The organism is Botrimarina colliarenosi (assembly GCF_007859955.1).
GTDB lineage: Bacteria > Planctomycetota > Planctomycetia > Pirellulales > Lacipirellulaceae > Botrimarina > Botrimarina colliarenosi.
Genome location: NZ_SJPR01000008.1, coordinates 1 through 5093, shown reverse-complemented (window position 1 = coordinate 5093; position 5093 = coordinate 1). Strand labels below are relative to the sequence as shown.

Sequence of the window (5093 nt, the reverse complement as noted above, 5' to 3'; positions counted from 1 at the left end):
TGTGATCGGCAGTCGAAAAGTGCAGCGCCCGGCGGGCCCCGGTGGCGCCCGAATTGTGCAGCGCGCAGCTGTGCCGAGTGAGCCGTTAGCAGGAAGCTGAGAGGCCGTGGGGCGGGGGCGAAGCCCCCCTCCCGAGGGTTATCTCTGCTTCCTCTGGCGAGCGAGGCGCAAGGAGTGCTAACCGACATGGAGCTGTGGGCCGAAGTCCGTCGCCGCGTGCTGACGGGCGAGCTGAGCCGCCGCCAGGCGGCCCGAGAGTACGACCTGAACTATCGGACGATCGAGAAGATCGTCGGGAACGTCGAGCCGCCCGGCTACCGACGCGCCCAGCCGCGTCAGCGGCCCAAGATGGAGAAGTTCTTGCCGCTCATCGCCGAGATCCTCGACGCCGACAAGAACGCGCCCAAGAAGCAACGCCACACGGCCCAGCGCGTCTACGACCGGTTGGTCGCCGAGCACGGCTTCGAGGGGAGCTACTCGAGCGTCAAGGAAGTGGTCCGCGACTGGCGCCAAGGCAGGCAAGAAGTCTTCTTGCCCCTGTCGCACCCGCCGGGCGAAGCGCAGGTCGACTTTGGCTACGCCTACGTCGATCTGGATGGCCTGCGCGAGCAGGTCGCCCTGTTTGTGATGACGCTGCCGTACTCCGACGCGGTCTACGTGCAGGCGTTCCCGAGAGAATGCACCGAGGCGTTCCAGGAGGGCCACAAGCGGGCCTTCGAGTTCTTCGGCGGCGTGCCCAAGCGGATTAGCTACGACAACAGCCGCGTGGCGATCACGAAGATCACCGGCGCCCGCGATCGGCAGCTGACGCGCGAGTTCTTACGTCTGCAGAGCCACTACCTGTTCGCGTCGCACTTCTGCTTGGTGCGTCGAGCGAACGAGAAGGGGAAGGTCGAAGGCCTCGTTGGTTTTACGCGGCGGAACTTTCTGGTCCCCGTGCCGCGGGTCGATTCGCTCGAAGCCTTGAATGCTGAGCTGGCAAGGCGATGCGAAGCCGATCTTGAGCGGACGCTCCGCGGCAAGGCCGGATCGAAACGCGAATTACTCGCCGAGGATCGCGTCGCGATGCTCGGCCTGCCGGGGCAACCCTTCGACGCCCGGCGGGTGACCCAGGCCGCCACCTGCGGCCTCTCGCTCGTGCGGTTCGATTCCAACCGCTATAGCGTCCCGGTGGCGCATGCGCGGCGGCCGATCACCATCGTCGCCTCGGTCGATCAGGTGCGCCTCGTCGATAGCGGCAAGCTCATCGCGACGCACGCCCGCAGCTGGAAGCGGGACCAGGACGTTTACGACCCGGTCCACTACCTGGCCCTCTTGGAGAAGAAGCCGGGAGGCTTTGACCACGCTAAGCCGCTCGAAGATTGGGGCTTGCCCCCGTGCTTCGACCAGTTGCGGAGATTGATCGAGGCCGAGGGGATGGGGACACGCGAGTACGTCCGTGTGCTCCGCCTCCTCGAGACGTTCTCGCTGGGAGAACTTACCGGGGCGGTCGAGTACGCGCTGGACATCGGCGTCATCGACGCGGCCGCCGTGCGGGTCATCGCCGAGCACCGCAAGGAATCGCCCGTCGCCCTCTTCTCGCTCGACGGCCGCCCCCACCTGCGGCTAGTGAACTTCGAGGCGACCGACGTCTCGGCCTACGCCTCGCNCCTCTCGGGAGGTCAGCCATGAAGACCGAGACTAAGNGCACCGTGCTGGTGAAGCATCACCTCAAGCAGCTCAAGCTGCNAACGATGCACGCCGAGTGCGAGAAGGTCGCGCTGCGCTCGGCCAAGGAGAACCTCGACCATCTGGCGTACCTGCTCGCGCTGTGCGAATTAGAACTGGTTGATCGCGAACGCCGCGCAGCCGAGCGACGGCTCAAGGCGGCCCGCTTCACCGCGCCCAAGACGCTCGACGCGTTCGACTTCGATTCCCGACCCTCGGTCAACAAGTCCCTCGTCTTGGAACTCGCCAAGGGGGACTGGATCGACCAGCGTGAGAATCTCTTGCTTGTCGGTCCATCGGGGGCCGGCAAGACGCACCTCGCGACGGCGCTGGCGATGGCCGCCTGCCTACAGGGGCGTCGCGTTCGCTTCTTCCGCGTCACCGAGCTGATCACCACGCTCTTGGAGGCACGCGACGAGAAGACCCTGTTGCGGTTACGCTCCCAGCTCGGCAAACAGGACCTGTTGGTGCTCGACGAGCTAGGCTACGTCCCGGCCAGCAAGGCGGGCGCGGAGCTGCTCTTTGACCTGATCGGCCAAGCCTACGAGCGGCAGAGCCTGGTCGTCACCACCAACCTCCCCTTCGAGCACTGGACCGAGGTCCTCGGCTCCGAACGCCTCACCGGCGCCGCCCTCGACCGGCTCACCCACCGCTGTCAGATCCTCGAGTTCACCGGCGAGAGCCACCGCCTCAAGGACGCCCAGCGACGGCGCCGATCCAAGAACTAGCAAGCCCTCCGGGCCCACGCGGGGAGGCCCAATCCAAACTCCCCCAACCAACCAGCGCTGCACTTTTCCGGCGCCGGGCGCTGCACTTTTCGACTGCCGATCACATGGAGCGGCTGATGCGAGAGATCCGACGGCGGACCCGCGTCGTGGGGGCGTTCCCTGACGGGAACAGCGCCCTGATGCTGGTCGCGGCGAGGTTGCGTCACGTGGCGGGCACGAAGTGGGGCTCGCGGAAGTACCTCGACATGAGCCGCTTGGCAGAGCAAGACGCCGAAAACTTCAAAAGTCCGCCGACTCAAAGCAGAGAATCAAACGGAACCCAGGAGAGTGAGCTGATGCAGGCGGCCGCGCAGACCCTGTGAGGGGGTCTGCGGGCCGCTCCCCTACCAAGCCGGGGCACGCCGGAAAACTATGTGCGCAACTTGACAGACACTACCGGTTCTTGAGCCTGGCCGACGCGGCGGAGAAGATCGAGGACTGGAGGATCGACTACAACTCGGTTCGGCCGCACAGCAGCCTAGGCGGTAGAACCCCAAAAGAATTCGCGGCTTCACTTCTTCCCACGCGCGGGAAGAAGTGAAGCCAAATCCTCGCACTGCGGCTGGTACAGGATTGGGGTGAGGGTCGCGGGCGGGTAAGACCTTCATAACCCGTGGATCAGGTTTTCGACAGCAGGCCACCCGCGAAATCGGCAACCCCTCGCGAGAGCTTGAATAGGAGTTTGGAACCAATTCTTCTGGAACGGTTGACACGCCCGGCTTCATAGGAGTTACGCACATAGTTTTCAGCCGTTGCCCACGTCGCTAGCCGTACTCCCTCGCGTTTCGTTGACTTCGGCCGTCGTTCAATGACCGAAAGCTCGCCTCGATCACCGCAATTCGTCGCCTACACGAGCTACTCCGCCACTAGATTCTCCCTCGATGTAGCGACCTGCAATCCACCTTGCCGCCTCGGCGTAGCTGGTGTCGCCGATCAGCTTTTCAAGGGCCGAGCCGATCGCATTCAAGTCGTGGACCGAGGCATCGAGCCCAAGCCCCTGTTCACGAAGCCGGCGAGCGGTGACCGCTTGTTCGAGCGTTTGTGGGATCGTCAGCATTGGAGTTCCGGCAAGCAGGAACTCGCACGCTGCGACGTGCCCGCCGTTGAGCACGGCGACATCACAGTCCTCCACCAACGGCCGCAGATCGACGGGGGTTGAAAAGACCGTCACGCTGCTTGCCGTCAGTGCATCGATACACGCCCCTGAGAGTCCGTAGACGTAGGCGATCGTTGTAATCCCCTTCATCGCGAGGCCACGCAGCAGCGGCTCCGTGGAGGGTTCGTTGCGGAGGTAGACGAACACCCGCGGGCTCGGTGAGTTTACGGGCCAGGCCGTCCGGGTAGCCGGTAAGGCGCCGAAGGGCCGAACGTATTCGCCAGCTTCTCGAGACGGGTAATGGTCCAGTTCGGGCAGCGTCAGAAGGACTTGGCGGTCGGCGTCGGCATACAGCTGAGCGACGTAGTCCAACGACGTCCCACCGTGGCTCTCTAGCGCCGCGTTCATGCTGGCGAGTACAGCAGCCTCGACTTCCGCGGCCCAGTGCGGCTCGGTCACCTGTTCGTGGAGGCTCGGCAGCGGCGTGACGTCGGGCGGGCAGGTGAACCCCGTGCCGATGACGGTCTTGCGGACGCCGCGGATGCGGGCGGCGAGCATCGCCGTCGGGCTGTAGTCGGCTAGCAGGCGGTCAGGCCGCAGCTCATCGATGATCCGCAGCCACTGGCCGACCGCCTCGGTCACCCTGGCCGGCGAAGAGTAGCCGCAGTCGTGCAGGATGTCGCTGAACGTGCAGGGGACCCGGAGCTGTAGCTCAGAGAAGGGTAGACTTGGCGCGGGGACGACGGCCACGCCGGAGCCGACGAACGCTTGCTCGCAGAGGGGGACGTTCGTCGTCGCGAGCGTAACGGCGTCGCCGCGACGGACGAGCTCGGCGCCGACGGCCCGCAGGGGGCCGGCGTGGCCGAGGCCGCCCCCCATCTCCCAGGCGAACAGGGTTTTTGGCATCGGTCGCGGCTCCCGGGGCGAGTCGCGTGCGATTCTAGCCCTCGTGGGCCGAGTCGCCGCGGGGTTTCTTGTCGAGAAATCGCCGGCCCCGTGGGGTGGCCAAAAGCAAGCGAAACGCCGCCAAAAACCCGATAAAACCCGATAATAGCCGCGAAAAAGGGCCCTCCGCGCCAGGGCCCCGCAGCGGCCCGTAGGCGCGATCTTCCGCCGATCGATAGTGGGCGAATGAATACGCTTGCGTCGATCCTGGGGCCTCCTGGGGCCCTCTGTGGCCATGTCCTGGCCAGCGCCCCTTCGGGCCCTCCAAAAGCGCGCCCGGGGGCGCCGCCGTCAGGCTCGCGGGTAGTTCCGACAACCGTTCGGCAGCGCCGCTCAGTTCGCAGGCGGGTGGCATGTGCGTCACGGGAAAGTATTCCGCCAGTTCACATGCCCACGCTTGAGGCGTGGGCATGGCATCTATGGAGAGTTAGCCGTCAACCCCTTTTTAGGTTGTTCTTCGGATCGATGGCGGACGAGGTGCGCTCAGGCATCTATTCGGAGGTCGCCCTCGGTGGAACGCCTCCAGGAACGGTATTCGAGGGACGCCGCCATTCACCCGGTCGGCGATCGCGCCGGGG

General features: G+C 65.4%; 4 protein-coding genes and 1 pseudogene. 4 read left to right on the top strand and 1 reads right to left on the bottom strand.

The genetic code is table 11. The features are described from left to right. Window positions 1-186: 186 nt before the first annotated feature. From istA to Pla108_RS21495, 4 genes and pseudogenes are all read left to right on the top strand, one after another. Entirely contained in the window at window positions 187-1671 is a 1485-nt protein-coding gene (istA, locus tag Pla108_RS18880) for an IS21 family transposase (RefSeq protein WP_146446651.1), read from the top strand. Next, complete coding sequence (gene istB / locus Pla108_RS18875) at window positions 1668-2435, top strand: IS21-like element helper ATPase IstB (RefSeq protein WP_146446540.1); 768 nt, start codon at window positions 1668-1670, stop codon at window positions 2433-2435. Before istA ends, istB begins: the two co-directional genes overlap by 4 nt. 92 nt (window positions 2436-2527) lie before the next feature. Continuing rightward, window positions 2528-2710, top strand: a pseudogene (locus Pla108_RS21385) (transposase); the annotation flags it as partial. Between the two features lie 83 nt (window positions 2711-2793). Then, the gene (locus tag Pla108_RS21495; protein WP_146446539.1) at window positions 2794-3015 is read left to right on the top strand and encodes an integrase core domain-containing protein; all 222 of its coding nucleotides are present in this window, start codon (window positions 2794-2796) and stop codon (window positions 3013-3015) included. Between the two features lie 288 nt (window positions 3016-3303). On the opposite strand, the gene Pla108_RS18860 is transcribed toward Pla108_RS21495, so the two are convergent. After that, window positions 3304-4476 (bottom strand): glycosyltransferase, encoded by a 1173-nt coding sequence (locus Pla108_RS18860; protein ID WP_146446538.1) that lies wholly within the window; start codon window positions 4474-4476, stop codon window positions 3304-3306. Between the last annotated feature and the right edge of the window lie 617 nt (window positions 4477-5093).